Raw genomic sequence first — 16,194 nt, forward strand, 5'->3', positions numbered from 1 at the left:
ACCCCCGCCGAATACGCTGCCAGCTGCACCCACCGCCACCACCCGGTGGCCTGCACAATCAACTGAAACTGGATCGACAACAACCCGGACTCAAAGACCGGGTGGTCCCGTCATCGGGGACCGGCCACAGGCATGGGTAGATCACCCGTAAACAATTCTTTCCAGCAGATCGAGCGCGTCGTCCACCTTATGCAGTTCGCTCGATGACAAGCTCTCGGACAAGATCTGCGCGAGAGCGTTGTTCAGTTGTGCCTGCTGCCCGCGCACCCAGGCGCGGCCTTCGTCGGTGAGCATCAGGTTCACGCGGCGCCCGTCGATCGGGTCGCGCAAGCCGACGATCAGCCCCAGATCTCGTAACCCGTCCGACGACGTTGCGCATCGTTTGCGGGCGCAACATCTCCAGGCGAACCAGATCGACGGCGGCCATGGCTCCACATCGATTCAGGCGTCCCAGCACCGCCCATTGCGTCGCGGACAATTGACGCCCATCGGGATGCCTCCGGGCGCGGCGCAAAATCACGGTCAGTGCAATGCGCAGGCGTGCCGCCGTGGCGGACAGTGCTGTGGCGTCCGCGGTCTCAACGCTCACGTACAACTCCTACTTACCTGATCGGGAATGATCCATAGGGGGCGATGGCCGCGGACGCCGATGCGCCGAGGCCAAGCCCTGATCCCGCGCTCGGTGATCGCGCAGGCGCCCAGAGACGCCGGAGGGGTCGCCGTGCACGAACACGGCCCGACGTCCGGCTGTTCGCCTGATCCCGGCGTTTGCCCGGCTCTGCGACACCCGCCCTGACGGGGTGGTGCCGCTCGCGCGCAATCCCTCCGGTGCCCCCCACCTGGAGCCCGCTCGCCGACCTTGGGGCGCAGGCTGAGGGCGGTGGCGACTCCGAACTGGAAGCACGGAGTCGTACGGACCATGGATGGTGTCGCCACCGCCGCGTGCGCCCGGGCTAGCCGATAGGCAGGCAGAAGGTGTTCTCGGCCGAGCCAAGGGGGATGGGAATACACAATTCCACCGAGCCCGTGACGGGGGTGGCCGCGGACGCATCCGCTGAGGCCGTGCCGACACCGAGGGCGGTGGCCGATAGTGCGAATGCGGCCACGGCGAGCGGACGGATAATTCTCGAGTTCATACAGTCATCCTCAGTCGTGTTATGCGAAAAGCCCCAGGCCCGAGACGGCCCAATCAGATCACGACCCCGGGGATCGCTGCACGCCGTTTTCGAGAATTCAGATTCCAAGATCAATTACTTGCAAAACTATCGTGAACGATCACAAAATTCATTGGCGTTCACATTAACTGTGTCGTGCATACACACGATAATTCTGTCGATTGGTTGTGGTCTTCGTCCTCGGCATCGAATACCTCGAAGTCGGCCACGGGGGCACACTGCGCCACTCGAGTTGTGACGCCGAAGAAGACATTGCCGTTCGGAATAGTGTCGGTCACAAAGATCCGTGCGACCCGTTTTCGCTGTGCTGTTGCCAGTACTTTGATCTTGGAAACCCTCCTGCCTGAGCGCCTGCCGGTGAATGATGTGTCTGACACACATTGGCCTGCAGTTGCTTTCGATGCCTGGAGAACATGTTCAACCGACCGGACCGGCCCACCGGCCTGGCGAAGGAGAAATATGTCCGCCGACACCGATACGACGCCTGGATCGGAAGCCTCACCCGGGATTCCCTGGGGGTCACGACCTGGGCCGCGTACGAGAGCCCCGCGCCGAACGCGATGAGCAGCGCGGTCCGAACGATTTTCGTCGATCTGCCGCCATGATCTGCCCGCCTCGATCGTGGTGTTCCTCGTCGCTCTGCCGTTGTCGCTGGGCATCGCCATCGCTTCAGACGCCCCTATCGCCGCAGGCCTGATCGCGGCCGTCGTGGGTGGCATCGTCGTCGGCTTCGTCGGTGGAAGCCCGCTGCAGGTCAGCGGGCCGGCTGCGGGCCTCACTGTGGTCGTCGCCGAGACCATTCACCAGTTCGGCTGGAAGACAACCTGTTCATCACCATGGCCGCCGGCCTGTTGCAGATCGTGTTCGGATTGAGCCGGATCGCGCGCGCTGCGCTGGCGATAGCGCCGGTCGTCGTGCATGCCATGCTCGCCGGTATCGGCGTCACCATCGCGTTGCAGCAGGTGCACGTGGTGCTGGGCGGCTCGTCGCGCAGCTCGGCCTTCGAGAACATCACCGAACTACCCATGAGCATGGTCAACGTCGCCGTGCAGCTCGAGACCCTGCAACGCCACCCGGTGATCCGTCAGGCCGTCGCCGACCGCGGCCTGACAGTGTCGGGCCTGTTCTTCGACATCTCCACCGCCTGCGTGCTCGAGGTCACCGCCGACGGCATCAGCGAAATCACAGACCAGGTCGCCGCCCCGGGCGTCGTGACCGGTCGTGTGCGAGTTCCCCAGTTCACCAAGTGAACTCGCACCCAGTGCCGGTGGCGACACCATCCGGACTAGACGTCGATCGCCAGATTCCGGCCTGACACACGAGATGCGTTCAGCGACTGATTCTTTCGGGTAGCGGCGATCGGCGCCGAGGTTAGGGCATGTGCCAGTTGATGAACCGACGTGGCTGACAGCTCTCTACTCATTGCGCTGCGCGCGGATCCACTATTCCGATCCCATCTGTCCTATCGGATGATTCCGGCCCGGATCGAGCCAACAAGCGACAGCTTTCCAATCCGCAGAAGTCATTCCTGTACGAGCGCCCTCCCGGGCGCGGCATGCGTGCAGGCGTTGGCAGCCTTCCATTGTCGATGGCAAGTCTCTCCCGCACGGACGGCAATGAATGTAATCCATTAGGTGAACCAGTTTCATCTGGTCAGGCTCCCGAGCGCGGAGGCGCAAAGGTTATCGATATTGCGGGCCTATGAAAGTTACTCAGGGCCACCATGGCTAGGGCCCGTTTCGAGGTCCACGCCATTGTGGACCGTCATCGGCGTCGTTGCCGGACGGCGGGGTGTCGAACACCCACACCTGAAACCGGCATTCCGGAAGAACTGGAACGGCGTGCAGCTCTGATCGGCCTGTCGCGAGCACGGCCTGCAGGAGACCTCGAGGGCAGAGCCGAGCTCCAATCGACATGATCAGTGCGCCGAGGCCGAATACAGCGGCAAAGCTGCAGGGCTAGTTCGTCGTGTCAGGTGAACGAATCCAGGAGCGGGCAGCGCTGAAACATCTCCGGTATCTGCGCTGGGGGAGCCAGCGGGCTTGCTGACCAGTTCTTCAGCGTCGGGTTGCCGAGAGCCCTGGCCCTTTCCGGCTGTGTCGCGTCGACCACACGGCGGTGGTCATTGGTTGAGAGCCCGATGCGCACGCAGCAGTGGGCGCGGGGCTTCAAGATCGCGTCCATCGCCGTTGGCACCGTGGTTGCGGCGGAATGAGTTTGGTCCAGAAGTCGTGCCGTACCGCGTCCCACAACTTGTTCATTTCCGGAAGGAGTTCTCGTGCTTGTGCGAGATCGGGAAAGTCCTCGGGGCCGAAGGATACGATCGGCGTGGCGCCGTATGCCTCGTGGACGGCGACAATGGAGATCAGGTGGTCCTGAAACGGCCGCCATGTCGCACGCAATCCGTCTGCTTCGGTTCTTCGCATATCATCCATGTTTTGTTTCCAACTAGTCGGCTTTGTTCCAGAGCGTTTTCGACCATTGTCAATGCCATCCTCCTGCTGATTCTGACCGCACGAATGATATCGATCGGGTCCGGTGCGGGCATGGGTGAGAGAACGAAACAACCATGCCCTGTATTCGTAACTCATAGGCGTATCGGACCGTATGGAGTCTGCGATTAAAAGCGCCTGGCGGCGCCCTTCAGCGCTGGCGCCGTCGTGCGGCGGCGGAAACGGCGAACGCTGATCGACCGGAGTAATTCCACACCGCTCGACCGCACTCCGCTCACCTGCGGTAAGAGTGGGCAACCAATGCCGAACGCAGATACCACACCCCGCTCGCCTTGGTGGGATCGAACCCCGTGAGCTGACCGATCCGCTTGAGCCGGTAGTCCACGGTGTTGGTGTGTACATGCAGTAGCCGCGCAGTGCGCTGGCGGTTCAGGTTGTGCGCTATATGGACCTGCAGGGTCTCCAGCAGTTCTGGATGCTCGTCCAGTGGATCGAGCAGCGACCCGAGATATTCACGGGCAGGGCCTGGGCGGGTGAGCTGGTATTCCAGCGCGAGATCGTCGAAGTGATACAGGCCCGGCACCGACCGCATCCGGGTGACCATGTCGAGTAGTTGGTGGGCTTGATCGGCAGCGGCAGGCACGGTGTCTGTGGGGACGGTGACCACCGCGGCGGTGATGGGCACGCGGGCCGCCCGCGACAGGTGCCCGATCAGCTCCTTCAGGGTGCCCTTGGTGATGCGATCGGCGGGGATGAGCAGGGTGCCGCCGTCGATCGACAGCAGCGACAGCACGGCGTCGCCGCAGCGGGTGGCCAGTTCCGCCTGTACGCGCCGGAGTTTGCGGCGGGCAACGACTTTCGCGTCCAGCATCGGGTTGGACTCGTCCGGGTGGGACGGAATGGCGAGGGCTATTACGCGATAGCGGTCGGAGATGTCGATGCCGCACTCGCGGGCCATGGTGGAGGTGGGGTGCCCCCCGAGCAGCGCCGAGGTGAGCGTGTGCACCGCGGTGTGGTGCTCCGACACGACCGCGCGAAGTTCGCGCACATAGGCCACCGAGACCACCGTGGTCATGGTGTCGAGCATTTCGACGACGAGTTTGGCGCCGTCGAGGATACTTTGGTAGTCGGCCATGCTGAGGGTGAGCATCGGCTCGGTGTCGGCCGAGCCGGAGGCACGCTGCTCGGCCGAGGCGGCGGACACCACCAGGTCGAAGCCGATCTTGAAGCCCTCGTGGATAGCGTGGTGAATGGTACCAATGGGCACGCCTTCGCGAGCCCATTGGGCCGCAGCGTCCTCGAGTTGTTCGGTCTTCTCCGGAATGTTGCTGCCATCCAGCATGCTGACTGCAAGTTCCAAGCACACGCGGGTGATGATGGTGATGTCGCCGTGGATCGCGTCACCGGGCAAGGTGCCGCAGGGGGCGACGGTTTCGACGAAATGCCCGACCATCTGCCGCGACAAGGCCCGTACGTCTTTCAACGGCAACGACATGGGCCGGCCGGATACAGTGAGTCCTTGCCGGCGCGGAGCGGTGACAGACATAGTCGAACTTCCTTCCATCCCCGTTAACTGCACTATTGCACCAGAGTAACCAGAACAAGATTCGTAAGAAGGGTTGACTCCGAGTAACGTGATATTTTGGGAGGGTCGGTCATCGAGCGGTCGTGATAGTTCACAATGGCGGTCAGCCAAACTGCGACTGACGTGCCGAGATGCCGGAGAGCGGCGAGTCGAGCGCGACCGGGGGAAGTCGCCGAAACGACGTGCAACCGGCGAGATCGACGGCGTGGATCCACACCTCCCCGTGCGGGCTTCGGCCTGGCCATGCGACCGAGGGAAGGTTTGTTTCCCTAATCAAGGACCAGCTAGTCTGCTGCTTTCCATCTGGACATCGGTACAGGTTTCCGCCTAGCCGGTTTCACCTCGGTCGGATTCTCGACGAGGTAAGCACCTCCGGTTCGAAACTGCATAGGTGGTCTATTTTTGCGCTCGCGCCTGGTGTTGAGTTGGTGGGTCCAAGCCGATCAGCGCGGCTCAAAAGTAACGCACGAGGAGTGCCTGGCGATTGCGACACAGTACTCGAAGTCGCCTTCTGCGAAGACGACTCGCAATCGGAGAAACCCACGATGAGGTCGAATGCCATACGAATCCGCCCCATTCTTCTGGCGCCTCGCCACCAGGATCCGCGATCTTGCGTTCTGCCTGCTGCTCACCGGCTGAAACCGGGGCACACGTGCCATCCACATCGGATTCGAGGCAGGAACCTGTACGGTACAAGACCGGCATTCACTCCTGGACCAGCATGTTTCCGTCGACGGGTGCGTGTGCGTATTGGTCGACTCCCTCTAACGCCGTTTGCCATGCGTCCTCCGCAAATTTGCAGAGGACGCATTCTCTTTGGGGTGCGGACGGTGTCCGCTGGGTGGCCGGACGCTGTCGATCTGCAAATGTGCGCAGATTGCCGGTTAAGGCGTAGACGGCGGCACCAGTGAGTGCCCTGTTCGGCGGTCGCGAGTCGGTGCGGCAGTCGAAACGCAGCGCCTGGTTCGGCTAGAAGCCCACGTGCTCGGTCACTCCTCGTTCAACGCGGTCTCGAAGACTGTCTTGGTGAACTGCTCGAGCGGCCCGCCCGACCCGGTCATCGGCAGATCCAGGCGGCCATCCAGCGCGCGACCTGTGCGGCCGGAGGCGTCGAGGGCACCCTCGTCGTCGGCTTCGATAGCCTGGCGTCCGGCCGGTTCATCGTGGCGGCGGCCGAACTATTCCAGGCCGAGCATCCGAACGCTGACGTGCAGATCCGGGGATTACACATGTCGGAGGGTTCGGCGGGCTGGCGTAGCGGCAATTATGACATGGTGTTGATCGGCCGCCCGATCGACGACCGGATCTGGTCATCGGCCCGGTTTTTTGATGCGCGAACCACGCATGCTCGCGGTGGCCGTGCACCATCGGCTGGCGTCGCGCACCTCCATCGCGCTGGAGGATCTTGCCCACATCACCCTGTTGGACATGCCGGATTCCCTACCGCAGTCCATGATCCGGGACCACGCACCGCGACGCACTCCCAGCGGTCGCACCTTCCCGCAGGGACGGGTGGGCCACAGCTGTCAAGAACTCCTGGCCCTCGTGGGCGCAGGCAAAGGCGGCGGCGTCGGCGGCCGAGACGAGTTGGGCAGCTGTCGGGCGCGCAGTGACTCTGCCGAGATGGTCTACATCGCCGCCCCGACCGGTCGAGTCGGCTGTTGGCGGCTCAGCGGCGGACGCGCCGCCAGTTCCAGGAGCGACCCCCGGTGCCTACGCGCGCGCCGGTACCGAATCCCGCGAGGTGCAGCGCGATCAACAATAGTCCGACGGTGATTAGGGTGCCGTCGGTAATGCCCTCACCGAGGGTGGAATCCGCCAGATCGAGAATGAGGGCAAGACCGAACGATACGGCGGCGGCGATAGCGAGCATGAGAACCTCCTGATGTTCCGCCGGAAACGATGACACACGAGCAAGTTCATCGAGTTCCTCTGTTGCGCATACCCCCGAGCCGCGCCAACACACAATCGTGACGCGAATCGGCTGGCACAACCTGCTACGACTCGAGCTATCCGTGCCAGAACCCACGGTGCCACGCGGCGAAGTACGTCCTGACCTGACCCCTGTGGTTCGTTCGATGCGCAACGGCTGACACCATGCGATAGACCGCGCAGGGAGGATCCCGCTGAACCCCATACGTCTGGTCAGTGGTCGAATTCGAGCCGTTCCCATCTCAGTGCTGTTCGCCAGCCTCCACGCTGGAATGCCCAGTCCTGGACGGTGTTCACCACGGTGTCGAATGCGGGAGAGAAGGCGCTGCTCCACGGAGCGTCGTCACTGACGGTGGCACGGAAATGCGCATCCGGTCCGCCGTCGCGAAATTCGACGATGTAGCCGTGCCCCTGCTCTGGATCCACTTGTTCATCGAGGTGAACCTGGATGTAGTAGTCGCCGGGTTCGGGGCCGTCGAGCCGGTCGACGATCACGAACGGCACACTCAGGTTCATGTCCGCAAGGATGTCGTGCAGCTGCGTCTCGGATGGATTCTCGATAGTCCGGTAAGAATCTGTCGCTACGATTCGCGGCGATGTGGTCTGGTCTCGATTCACTCCGAGCAGGGTACTGGGATAGGGGTGTCATCTCGCCGACGGTTTCGAGTGATCGTCGCGATGCGGTTCATACTGTCACTTCGGTGTCGAAGACCTCGGTGGCGGTAGGCCACTCGAGGAACCTTCCTTGTACGCCTCGAAACTTTGGCAATCCTGACCCGACGAACGACGCGCCGATCCGTCCGGTTGTTCCTCATCCATCAGCCCAAACTTGTCCGTGTTCGGTCTTATGGTGTTCAGCGGGCGGGATGAGCATCGGACAGGCGACGTGATCGGAGGGGGCATGAGTCAATCAGCCAGGGAGTCAGCCAATCTGGACCTGTTCCGATATCTGGCAGCGGAGGAACGCGGCGAGTACATCACCATCATGTCGTTGTTCACGGCGTCATTGCTCGCGGACATGTCGGCGGCCACGGTGGCCGAGCAACTCGCCGCCGCAGGAACTCCGTTGCCGGCGGAGGTCGTGGAGAACCGCTGCAAGCAGCTGGTGCGGTGGGGCAATCTTGTGCCGTCGCTGCGCGATGCCCGGGTAAGTACGGTCGCAGAGTACCTGCGGGCACGATCGCGGTATCAGGTGTCGACGCTCGGCGGGCGGGTGCATCGCGGCGCGATCGAGATCATCGGGGCTTCCGACGGTGCGCGCGAGGTCGCGCGCGAACTGCTCGGCCAGATCGCCGATGCGCTCGCGGAGATCCCGGCGTTGCTGGATGCCGGCGTCGAGGGCGAACGCGCGGAACGCCTGGCCGGCGTCGTCACGACCATCTTCAACAACCAGCGCTTGTTCACCGCGAGCGTCACCGATTTCTACGCCTACCTCTCCGGCGTGCTGTCTCGCTTCGATCTGGGCGGCGAGGAATACGCCCAATTCAAGACGCTGCTGTTGGACTACGTCGATCTCATCAACGCGGATGTGAACCGGCACGCGCCTTTGATCGCCGCAGCGCTCGACCGCGTGCTGGAACGGCTCGACCAGCTGTTGTCCGCTCTCGAAACGCTGCCGGGTCTCGATCTGGGCGGACAGGTGGAAGTGGAGCGCTCCGAAGGTCGCTCCCGTCAGGACTGGAAGCAGTTGCAGCAATGGTATTCGGGCGCGGAATCCGGTCCGGGGCAACTGCGCAACGCGGCCGGGCAGGCACTCGGGCAGCTGATCGCCAATGCTAAACGCATCCTCGACTCCTCCCGCACCGGATACTCTCGCCGAGCCGATCTGCTCCGGCTGGCAGGCTGGCTGGACCGCTCTTCCGAGGACGACGCGACTCGTCTGTTCACCGCGGCATTCGGCACCTGGCCGGCCCGGCACCTGGGGCTCGGGCCCGAGGAACCCGATCCGCGCGTGACGCCGACTACGTCGTGGACGACGGCCGATCCGATCGACGTTCCGATCTCGCTGCGAGAACGCGGGAATCGAGTCGCGCGCGGCAGAACCTCGCGAGTGCCGGACCCCACCGCCGACCGCAAACTCGTCGAAGCGGCCGCACGTGAGGAGGCGAGGCGACACCGTGAGGCGGCTGCCGAACTGGCAGCGTGTGGCCCGCTGGACGGTGCCCGGATCTCCCCGGCAGCACGTGCCGTTCTGCTGGACCAGTTCGCTCGCCTGTTGACCGTGCAGTCGGATCCAGCGATCGAGTTTGCTATCACCGACCCCGACCTCGGATTGGTACTGGAAGCCGCACCCGGCGGTGCGACCCGAATCGAGTCGAATGACGGCACACTGCTCGTCGAGGGATACACGCTGGCGATACGTGCCATCGGCAGCGAATCGTGCGCGTGGCAGATCCGCGAGGCCAGGTGAGATGAGTACCGATTCCCGTCGGGCCCGGTCACTGGGCACCCGATCCCAGGACGCCGCCGGCGTACTCGAGGCAGCGAGGGAGTTGCTCGCGACGCCGATCGTGACTGCGACCCGATCACCGGAAACTCTCACGCTGATCCGCAGACATGCCACCGCACTGCGCACGATGTTCAGCACTCAGCTCGGTTACCACCTGATCGTCGAGTCGAGCTTCGCCCGGTTGGTCAAGTCGCCTCCCGAAGCAACCGCGCCGCTACGCCGCACCTTTCGGCGCAGTGGTGCTGCGCTGGACGCGCAGACCTGCGCGCTCGTGGCACTCGCCTGCGCGGCGTTGCTCGCACCAGGCGTCGGCGAGCAGATTCTCATCTCGCAGCTGGTCGCCCAGATCCGTTCCGACGCGGCCGAGCAAGGCATCGCCTTGTCCGACGACCTGGCCGAGCGCCGCAGGCTGGTGGCGGCACTGACGGTGTTGACCGGATGGGGTGTGCTCGCCGAAACCGATGGGACCGTGGCCCAGGGGGGGGAAACCGTCGGTGGCGAAGCACTGTTGACCGTGTGCAGGCCCCTGCTGCCTCATTTGCTGGTCCGCTCGATGGGCCCGTCCACCGCCCTCGCCGACATATTGGCGCCGGATACCGAGGCGCCGCGACGACGGCTACGCCGCAGGCTCACCGAAGACCCCGTGGTGCTCCGTGGTGATCTCAGCGCCGAAGAACTCGACGTGCTGTCGAGGGAACGTTCCGAACTCACTCGATTGCTGAACGACAATTTCGGGCTGACCCTGGAAGTCCGTGCCGAGGGCGCCCTCGCCTACGACCCGGCAGGCTCGCTCAGCGACATCGACTTCCCCGGCGCAGGCACCGTCAAACAGGCCGCGTTGCTTCTCATCGGAGAACTGGGCGCGCGAGCCGCCGAACACGACAGTAACATGACCGAGTTCGACTGGCCCGTGGTCGATGCGACGCTGGCCGAACTGCTGAGCCGGCATCGACGGGCATGGAAGTCCGAATACGCCGAAGCCCCGCAACGCCTGCGGGGCGATGTCGTCGCACTGCTGACCTCGCTGCGCCTCGCCGAGCCCAGCGAGACCGGCATGCGCCTGCTCGCCCCAGCGTTCCGGTATCGACCGCGGATCACGATAACCGAACGACCCGCCGACCAACTCAGCTTTCTCGTCGATGGACAGGGGGATTCGCAATGACCGCCGACCCGGTGAAGTATCACCCCAACCGCTGGCGCTTGGCGCGCGCCGGTGTCGTCAACGTGTGGCATTACCTGGACACCGAATTCACCATCTCCGGTGGCCGGCTGATCCTGCGCGGCGCCAACGGCTCCGGCAAGTCCAGGGCGTTGGAGATGCTGCTTCCGTTTCTGCTGGATGCCGACCGCCGCCGTATGGACGCCACAGGTTCGCAGAAGGTCAGTCTCGATGAGTTGATGAAAACGGGGGCGCGAGGACAGACCAACCGAGTCGGATACCTGTGGCTGGAACTGCAGCGCCCGTCGGAGCCACGGGACACGGTCGAATTCCTCACACTGGGTGCGCACATCAAATACAGTGCCTCGGCGCACCGATCCGAAGTCCTGTTCTTCACGACGAGCAAACGGGTCGGCGAGCAGTTGCCGCTGCTGAGCGGTGACCGCGAAGTGCTCTCACGCGATCGGCTGCACGCCTTGATCGGCACCGAAAATCTCACCGACGCGGAAGGCCATCGAGACAATGTCCGCGGCAAGGTGTTCGGGCTGCGTGGCGATGCCGATCGGGACCGATTCACCGGATTGATCCAGCTGCTGCACACCCTGCGCTCCCCCGATGTGGGCAATCGCATCGATGAGGGCAAACTGCCGCAAATCCTGTCCGACGCGCTGCCCCCGTTGAGCGAGCAGACCCTGCAGACAGCGGGTGAGCGCTTGGACGGACTGACCGAAACCCGTCTGGCGCAGCAACAACTCGTCGAAACGCTCGACCATGTTCGACGGTTCCACGCCGTGTACGGTTCGTATGCCGCAGGTGTGCTGACCGAGAGCGCCACCGCCCTGCGCAAGGCCGCCAAGGAGCTGGGTACCGCACAGGACACCCGCAACGACCTCACCGAGCAGGGTGAGCGGCTCCGAGCGCGGCTCAGCTCGGCCGAGGCCACGATCGTGGAACTCACCGACGAAGAGACCGAACTCAAAACCTCCATCGAATCTCTCCACGAAGCACCGCAGTTCAAAGAGCGCGCCGATCTCGTTCCGCGAGAGAACGCACTCGAAGCATTGAGGCAGACTGCTGAACAGGCGTTGCAGATCGCCCGACGCGCCCGCACCGACGAAGCCGACGCGGCTGAGCGTTTCGCCGAATACCGTACCGAGCTCCGGTCAGATAGCGACGCCGCCGCGACCACGCTCACCCGCGCGGTCGCCCGGCTGGCCGACAGCAGGATTCCGCACGGCACGCTGCCCGCGTCGATCACGCTGCGTGAACTCGAGGAGCCGCCGGTGACCGATTCGGTCCGAGACACTCTCGATCAGGCTCCGACCCAGGTGCAGCGTCCTCGCCTCGTGACGGTCGAGATCCTGCCCGACGATGTCGCCGGAATCGGTTCGGCCGCTCTGGACTGTGCGCGAGCAGCATCGGACACAGCGAGCAAGGTCGCCCGGCGCGAACAAGAAGCGCGCCGACTTGCCGACCACCGCGTGAAGCTGACGCAGCTCGAGAACGCCGCCGCTGAGGCTGAGCACCGGGCAGCTGCCGATGAAGCCGCCGCCGGTGATGCCGCCGACCGGCGTGACGATCTGGCCGTGTCGCTGAATCAGTCGTGGCGCGGGTGGATTTCGTCTGCCGACACCATCCGACTCATGCCCGACGCACAGTGGTCCTGCCCGCCGGTCGAGGCCCTGCGCTCCGACACCGAGGTGCTCGCCGGGGACACTGCCGACGACACTCTGCTCGACGAGCTCGACACGCTCGCAGCGGAACTCGCCCGCCCCGTCGACGGCGGACTGGCCGCCCGGATCGCCGACATCGACCACGACATCCTCCGGCTGCGACAGGACGCCGAGAAACTGCACGCGGAGAATGCCCGCCTCGACGCGGAGCATGATCCCGAACCTCCGACCACACCGTGGCACCGCGCCGGACAGGGCACCCCGCTATGGCGGACGATCGAATTCCAGGACGAAGTGACCGCGGACGATCGCGCCGGGATCGAAGGCGCGCTGCTGGCGGCCGGCCTCCTGAACGCGACCCTCACCGGCGACGGCGCGCTGCGCGCCGAGAACGGCGAGACCTACCTCCGACCGGGGAATACACGCCCGGCGTCACCGCTATCGCAGGTGCTGCGCCCCGATCCCGCCATGCCCCTGCTCGCCGATCTGGTCTCGGGTGTCCTCGCCGCCATCGGTTGGCGCGACCCCGACGCGACGATTTCGATCGCCGGGGACGGCAGTTGGCGCACCGGCATGCTGACCGGCCGCCATCAGCCGCCCACGGCCCGCCATATCGGCGCGACCACACGGGCCGCGACGCGCAGGGCCCGAATCGCCGAGATCGGACAGGAGCTCGAAAAGCTCTCGGCATCCGTCACGGACCTGTCGGCACACCGCGAACGACTGGACGAGCATCGTAGACAACTTGCGGCACATATCCGCACCGCACCGAGATCCCGCCCTCTGGCGGTGGCCAGGGAAGCCGCTCGCGGAGCCATGAAGCAGGCCGTCAGAGCCGCCGACCATGCTCGTGAGGCGCGGGAGAAGGCCGTTCACGAACGGTCGGAGTGGAGCAGACAGGACCGCGAGCACCGCGCGATCTGTGACCAGTTCGCCTTGCCGTCCGGATACGACGACTTGGTCGGGAGGCGAAAAGCCTGCGACAGCGCGGCCGATGCGTGCAAGACGCTCGACAGCGCCTGCAGGGCACTCATCGGCGCGCGCTTAGCCGCCGACCGTGCGCGGAAAGAGTTCATCGACGCCCGCAACCGCCGGCAGGAGGACGAAGCTCAGGCCGAAATCAGCCGACGCGACTGGGCCCGCGAGGCCAGCAGCTTGAACGCGGTGCGTGAGGCGCTCGATCTGCCCATCAAAGAGCTGTTGCGGGAGATCGAGAAGAGTGCGGCCGAGCTGAAGCGCACGAGAACGAAGCTGGACGCGGCCAAGCGAGAACACGGCCAGGCTGCGCTGGACGCTGTCGGCGTCGAGACCACGCTGGTGGCAGCCGAAGCCGCCATGCGCCACCGTGCCGACGAGTTGCGTCTGGCCGCCGAGCTGTTCAACGCCAGACTGCACCTGCCCGGGCTGCGCGCCGCCGCCGGTATGGACGAGATCGCCGCGGTCCGCGACGTGACCGACCGATTCGAGTCCGCGCACGTCGCCGAGACGGTCCTGGCCGGTCTGCGGGGCCGGAAAGCGGCCGATGTCGGCAAGATGCTCAACGCCCTCACCAAATTCGGCGGGGAGTCCTCCGGCTATCTCGAGGTGTCCCAGAGCTACGAGCACGGTGCGCATCTCATCCACATCGATGGCGTCGAGCACCACCACGATCTACCGTCGGTCCTGGCGCACCTGCAGGAAAAGGTCGAGAACGGCCGACAGGCACTGACCGATCGGGAGCGCGAAGTCTTCACCGAGTTCATCCTCGGCAGCGTCACCGACGAACTGCGCCGCCGCGTGCAGCAAGCCCGGAACCTCGTCGGCGCGATGAACGCCGGTCTCGCGAACACCACGACCAGTCACGGCATCGGCGTCCGGATCGGCTGGGAACTGGACGGTTCCGACCCTGAACTGCGTCGGCTGGTGCACCTCGTCGGCATCGCCGATCAGGTGCGTTCCGACCAGGACAACGAGGAACTGGTCGCGCTGGTCCGCGCCCGGGTGGAGCGCCTGTACAGCTCCGACAACGCGGCCGGCTACACCGCCCATCTGCGCGAGGCCCTGGACTATCGCGCGTGGCACACCGTCGAGGTCACCATCCTCGGGCCGGAGCCGAACCAGACCAGACGAATTTCACGGCGTGCGAAGATCTCTCAGGGCGAGACACGATTCGTCTCCTACGTGACGCTGTTCGCGGCGGCCGACAGCTATCTGTCCGGTCTGCCCGACGCGGAGGGCGCATTGCGGCTGGTACTGCTCGACGACGCGTTCGCCAAGGTCGACGAGCGCGCCATCGGCGAACTGATGGGCCTGCTGGTGCGGTTGGACATCGACTTCGTCATGACGGGGCACGCGCTGTGGGGCACCGTTTCAGAAGTTCCCGCGCTGGATATCTACGAGATCCGACGGATCGGCGACAGCTCCGTGGTGCCCACCCGCATCCATTGGGATGGACGCAAGCGCACCTACCTGGCCTCGGTAGGAGGGACGTGAACCTTCCCCCGAGATTCCAGGCGTACCTCGATGTGCCGGGCCTGCGCGAACTGTGGTCGAAACTCCGCGACCGGCTCGAGCGCTCGGGACACGCGATCCGCGGCTCGATCAGTGCCGACCTGGATACCGATGCTGCGGAACGCATGTCCGGTCTACTCGGCCGTCATCTTTCCGCCGGGCGGCGCACACTGTCGCTGGGCGAGCTGGACGCGGCACTCCTGCGCAGCGCGGCCGGGCAGGGACTTGTTCCCGTGATCGCCGAGCTCACCGGCGGTCCGTTGCGTGATCGGCCGTCCGAGCGACTGGCGCGGCGCGAGGCGGTGAGCGCGCTTTGGAGCGATGTCGAGAAGGTCTTGCACGACCGGGGCCTGTCGACGGCGCCGTGGATTCGCGGCTGGACGCAGTGGCTGCACGACACCGGGCTGCTGGTGCGCTCGGCCGATACCGCTCGAGCCGAATTCGACACCGCCGCGCACGCCGTGGCCGTCGCCCTCGGTCGCCCATCGGAAGCACCCCGCATGCTCGGCCAGCTCGCCACGACGGTCGCAGGCGACTCCCATGCCCTCGACAACGACCGCCTCGCCGGTCGCTTGGCCATTCGGGCACTGGCTTTCGCTCTGGACCGACCGGAGCCGAGCAGTCCACGGGACCGGATCGCCTTGTGGCAGTCGGCGGGGATCACCGTCGACATGGTGTCCGGCACCGTCCTCACCTGGGGGCTGCGACCTCCGGGTGTAGACCGCTGGTCGGAAATGATGCGAATGCGCGCGGATCTCGGCCTGGTCACCCACCTGAGTCTCGCCGAATTGAATAGCTTCACAGCACCTTTGACCGACCCCGGCGCGACGATCGCCGCCTGCGAGAATCCGCAGGTCTTGCAGCGCGCCGCCGAAGCCGGAGTCCAGCATCCCTTGCTCTGTTTCAGCGGCAATCCGTCCTCGGCCGGCCTGGCCGTCGCCGAACGAGTCCGTATCCGCTACCACGGGGATTTCGACTGGCCGGGAATCGCCATCGCCGCCCGCTTGCATGCGGGCGGCGCGGACCTCTGGCGCATGACGACCCAGGACTACCTGCGCGCCACCACCTCGGACGCCACTCGGCTTCCACTCACCGGTGCCCCGATACCGACCCCGTGGGAGCCCGAGCTCTCCCCCACCATGACCCGTGTCGGGATGGTCGTCCATGAGGAGGCCGTCCTGGACGACCTCCTCGCCGACCTGCTGTGAAGCCGATCAGTCGATAACGGGCTGTCTCGGGCGGTGGGAAGAGCAGCGGACACGCCTGCACCGGCACGAG

Annotated in this window: 10 protein-coding genes and 1 pseudogene; 6 read left to right on the plus strand and 5 right to left on the minus strand. The window is 65.0% G+C overall.

All coding sequences use genetic code 11. From position 1 onward, the window contains the following. Nucleotides 1–141: 141 nt before the first annotated feature. Entirely contained in the window at nt 142–330 is a 189-nt protein-coding gene (locus IU459_RS29095) for a hypothetical protein (RefSeq protein WP_195132787.1), read from the minus strand. 623 nt (nt 331–953) lie between these two features. Further along, a complete protein-coding gene (locus IU459_RS29100; protein WP_195132788.1) occupies nt 954–1,136 on the minus strand; it encodes a hypothetical protein in 183 nt (60 codons plus the stop codon). A 630-nt stretch (nt 1,137–1,766) separates the two neighbouring features. Between IU459_RS29100 and IU459_RS29105 the strand changes: the two are divergent. Beyond that, a pseudogene (locus IU459_RS29105) lies at nt 1,767–2,215 on the plus strand (SulP family inorganic anion transporter); the annotation flags it as partial. A 1,687-nt stretch (nt 2,216–3,902) separates the two neighbouring features. On the opposite strand, the gene IU459_RS29110 reads toward IU459_RS29105, so the two are convergent. After that, nucleotides 3,903–5,123, minus strand: a complete 1,221-nt coding sequence (locus tag IU459_RS29110) for a PucR family transcriptional regulator (protein ID WP_228838688.1) — start codon at nt 5,121–5,123, stop codon at nt 3,903–3,905. A gap of 1,169 nt (nt 5,124–6,292) precedes the next feature. On the opposite strand from IU459_RS29110, the gene IU459_RS40535 reads away from it, so the two are divergent. Beyond that, nucleotides 6,293–6,826, plus strand: a complete 534-nt coding sequence (locus tag IU459_RS40535) for a LysR substrate-binding domain-containing protein (protein WP_440446540.1) — start codon at nt 6,293–6,295, stop codon at nt 6,824–6,826. A gap of 56 nt (nt 6,827–6,882) precedes the next feature. Here the strand turns inward: IU459_RS40535 and IU459_RS29115 are convergent, their stop codons facing one another. Continuing rightward, a complete protein-coding gene (locus tag IU459_RS29115) occupies nt 6,883–7,086 on the minus strand; it encodes a hypothetical protein (RefSeq protein WP_195132790.1) in 204 nt (67 codons plus the stop codon). A 272-nt stretch (nt 7,087–7,358) separates the two neighbouring features. Continuing rightward, entirely contained in the window at nt 7,359–7,661 is a 303-nt protein-coding gene (locus IU459_RS29120) for a hypothetical protein (protein ID WP_228838689.1), read from the minus strand. Between the two features lie 385 nt (nt 7,662–8,046). Between IU459_RS29120 and IU459_RS29125 the strand changes: the two genes are divergently transcribed. The 4 genes from IU459_RS29125 to IU459_RS29140 are packed head-to-tail and all read left to right on the plus strand — an operon-like array spanning nt 8,047 to nt 16,124. Next, entirely contained in the window at nt 8,047–9,555 is a 1,509-nt protein-coding gene (locus IU459_RS29125; RefSeq protein ID WP_195132791.1) for a TIGR02677 family protein, read from the plus strand. Nucleotide 9,556: 1 nt separating this feature from the next. After that, the gene (locus tag IU459_RS29130; protein WP_195132792.1) at nt 9,557–10,756 is read left to right on the plus strand and encodes a TIGR02678 family protein; all 1,200 of its coding nucleotides are present in this window, start codon (nt 9,557–9,559) and stop codon (nt 10,754–10,756) included. Continuing rightward, a complete protein-coding gene (locus tag IU459_RS29135; RefSeq protein WP_195132793.1) occupies nt 10,753–14,898 on the plus strand; it encodes a TIGR02680 family protein in 4,146 nt (1,381 codons plus the stop codon). The genes IU459_RS29130 and IU459_RS29135 overlap by 4 nt, the downstream gene beginning before the upstream one ends. Continuing rightward, entirely contained in the window at nt 14,895–16,124 is a 1,230-nt protein-coding gene (locus tag IU459_RS29140; protein ID WP_195132794.1) for a TIGR02679 domain-containing protein, read from the plus strand. Before IU459_RS29135 ends, IU459_RS29140 begins: the two co-directional genes overlap by 4 nt. The last annotated feature ends 70 nt before the right edge of the window (nt 16,125–16,194 follow it).

The organism is Nocardia amamiensis (assembly GCF_015477605.1).
Lineage (GTDB): Bacteria > Actinomycetota > Actinomycetes > Mycobacteriales > Mycobacteriaceae > Nocardia > Nocardia amamiensis_A.